The following is a 3,165-nucleotide window of genomic DNA, read 5'->3' on the forward strand; positions in this document are numbered from 1 at the left end:
ACTACTTAGGGTTGTATGGTTAAGTGACTAAGCGTATGTGGTGGATGCCTTGGCAGTTAGAGGCGATGAAGGACGTGTTAATCTGCGATAAGCATTGGTGAGGTGATAAAAACCGTTATAGCCAATGATTTCCGAATGGGGAAACCCACTGACATAAGTCAGTATCATTAAGTGAATACATAGCTTAATGAAGCGAACCAGGAGAACTGAAACATCTAAGTACCCTGAGGAAAAGAAATCAACCGAGATTTCGTTAGTAGCGGCGAGCGAACGCGAATCAGCCCTTAAGCTTATTGGGCGCTAGTGGAATGTACTGGAAAGTACAACGATACAGGGTGATAGTCCCGTACACAAAAGCAACCTTTGAGTGAAATCGAGTAGGACGGAGCACGTGAAACTTTGTCTGAATATGGGGGGACCATCCTCCAAGGCTAAATACTACTAACTGACCGATAGTGAACCAGTACCGTGAGGGAAAGGCGAAAAGAACCCCTGTGAGGGGAGTGAAATAGAACCTGAAACCGCATACGTACAAGCAGTGGAAGCCGGATTTAGTCCGGTGACTGCGTACCTTTTGTATAATGGGTCAGCGACTTATATTCTGTAGCAAGGTTAACCGATTAGGGGAGCCGTAGCGAAAGCGAGTGTTAACTGCGCGTTTAGTTGCAGGGTATAGACCCGAAACCCGGCGATCTACCCATGGGCAGGTTGAAGGTTGAGTAACATCAACTGGAGGACCGAACACACGTATGTTGAAAAATGCGGTGATGACTTGTGGGTCGGAGTGAAAGGCTAATCAAGCCGGGAGATAGCTGGTTCTCCCCGAAATCTATTTAGGTAGAGCCTCGCACGAACACCATTGGGGGTAGAGCACTGTTAAGGCTAGGGGGTCATCCCGACTTACCAACCCTTTGCAAACTCCGAATACCAATGAGTGATATGCGGGAGACACACTGCGGGTGCTAACGTCCGTTGTGAAGAGGGAAACAACCCAGACCGCCAGCTAAGGTCCCAAAGTACTAGTTAAGTGGGAAACGATGTGGAAAGGCATAGACAGCTAGGAGGTTGGCTTAGAAGCAGCCATCCTTTAAAGAAAGCGTAATAGCTCACTAGTCGAGTCGGTCTGCGCGGAAGATGTAACGGGGCTAAACTAGTCACCGAAGCTGCGGATTCATAATTTATTATGAGTGGTAGGGGAGCGTTCTGTAAGCCGTTGAAGGTGAGTTGTAAAGCTTGCTGGAGGTATCAGAAGTGCGAATGCTGACATGAGTAACGATAAGGGGAGTGAAAAACTCCCCCGCCGAAAGACCAAGGTTTCCTGTCCCATGTTAATCAGGGCAGGGTAAGTCGGCCCCTAAGGCGAGGCGGAAACGCGTAGTCGATGGGAAACAGATTAATATTTCTGTACTTCTATATATTGCGAAGGAGGGACGGAGTAGGCTAAACAGGCACGGCGTTGGTAGTCCGTGTGAAAGTACGTAGGTGGTTGACTTAGGTAAATCCGGGTCTTCATTCAACACTGAGATACGAGACGAGACTCTACGGAGTTGAAGCTGTTGATGCCATGCTTCCAGGAAAAGCTTCTAAGCTTCAGATATATAGGAACCGTACCCCAAACCGACACAGGTGGTTAGGTAGAGAATACTAAGGCGCTTGAGAGAACTCGGGTGAAGGAACTAGGCAAAATAGTACCGTAACTTCGGGAGAAGGTACGCTACTCTCGGTTAAACCCTTGCGGTGTAAGCTAAGAGTAGTCGAAGTAACCAGGTGGCTGGAACTGTTTATTAAAAACACAGCACTGTGCAAAATCGAAAGATGACGTATACGGTGTGACGCCTGCCCGGTGCCGGAAGGTTAATTGATTCGGTTAGCGTAAGCGAAGCTGATGATCGAAGCCCCGGTAAACGGCGGCCGTAACTATAACGGTCCTAAGGTAGCGAAATTCCTTGTCGGGTAAGTTCCGACCTGCACGAATGGCGTAATCATGGCCACACTGTCTCCACCCGAGACTCAGTGAAATTGAATTTGCGGTTAAGATGCCGTATACCCGCGGCTAGACGGAAAGACCCCGTGAACCTTTACTATAGCTTGACAGTGAACATTGCTCCTACATGTGTAGGATAGGTGGGAGACTATGAAACTTTGTCGCCAGATGAAGTGGAGTCTACCTTGAAATACCACCCTTGTATGCGTGATGTTCTAACCTAGGGCCCTTATCGGGCTTGGGGACACTGTCTGGTGGGTAGTTTGACTGGGGCGGTCTCCTCCCAAAGAGTAACGGAGGAGCACGAAGGTTGGCTAAGTATGGTCGGACATCATACGGTTAGTGCAATGGCATAAGCCAGCTTAACTGCGAGACAGACACGTCGAGCAGGTACGAAAGTAGGTCATAGTGATCCGGTGGTTCTGTATGGAAGGGCCATCGCTCAACGGATAAAAGGTACTCCGGGGATAACAGGCTGATACCGCCCAAGAGTTCATATCGACGGCGGTGTTTGGCACCTCGATGTCGGCTCATCACATCCTGGGGCTGAAGTCGGTCCCAAGGGTATGGCTGTTCGCCATTTAAAGTGGTACGCGAGCTGGGTTTAGAACGTCGTGAGACAGTTCGGTCCCTATCTGCCGTGGGCGTTTGAGAATTGAAGAGGGCTGCTCCTAGTACGAGAGGACCGGAGTGGACGAACCGCTGGTGTTCGGGTTGTTATGCCAATAGCATTGCCCGGTAGCTACGTTCGGAACTGATAACCGCTGAAAGCATCTAAGCGGGAAGCAGGCTTTGAGATGAGTTCTCACTGGAGCTTTAAGCTCCCTAAAGGGTCGTTGGAGACTACAACGTTGATAGGTCAGGTGTGTAAGGACTGCGAGGTCTTGAGCTAACTGATACTAATTGCCCGTGAGGCTTAACCATACAACACCCAAGTAGTTTTACTACGAAGTGTTTGTAAAAGACTGACAGAATAACTTCACGCACTGTAATGAATTGAATAAGAAAACGCTTTTATATTTATAGCTCTAGCGAGCAACAGCTTTCAAGATTGTAACCTTTTTGTCTAGCGACAATAGCACTGTGGCACCACCTGATCCCATTCCGAACTCAGAAGTGAAACGCAGTAGCGCCGATGGTAGTGTGGGAGTTCCCATGTGAGAGTAGGACATTGCTAGGCT

The 3,165-nt window shown here is 48.8% G+C and carries 2 rRNA genes; both read left to right on the forward strand.

Annotated features, from left to right (window positions below):
- The first annotated feature begins 17 nt into the window (after positions 1–17).
- Positions 18–2,908, forward strand: a 23S ribosomal RNA gene (locus H4J57_RS19230).
- 141 nt (positions 2,909–3,049) lie between these two features.
- Positions 3,050–3,164 (forward strand): 5S ribosomal RNA (gene rrf, locus H4J57_RS19235).
- The last annotated feature ends 1 nt before the right edge of the window (position 3,165 follow it).

The sequence above is a fragment of the Colwellia sp. BRX8-7 genome (assembly GCF_014077275.1).
GTDB lineage: Bacteria > Pseudomonadota > Gammaproteobacteria > Enterobacterales > Alteromonadaceae > Colwellia_A.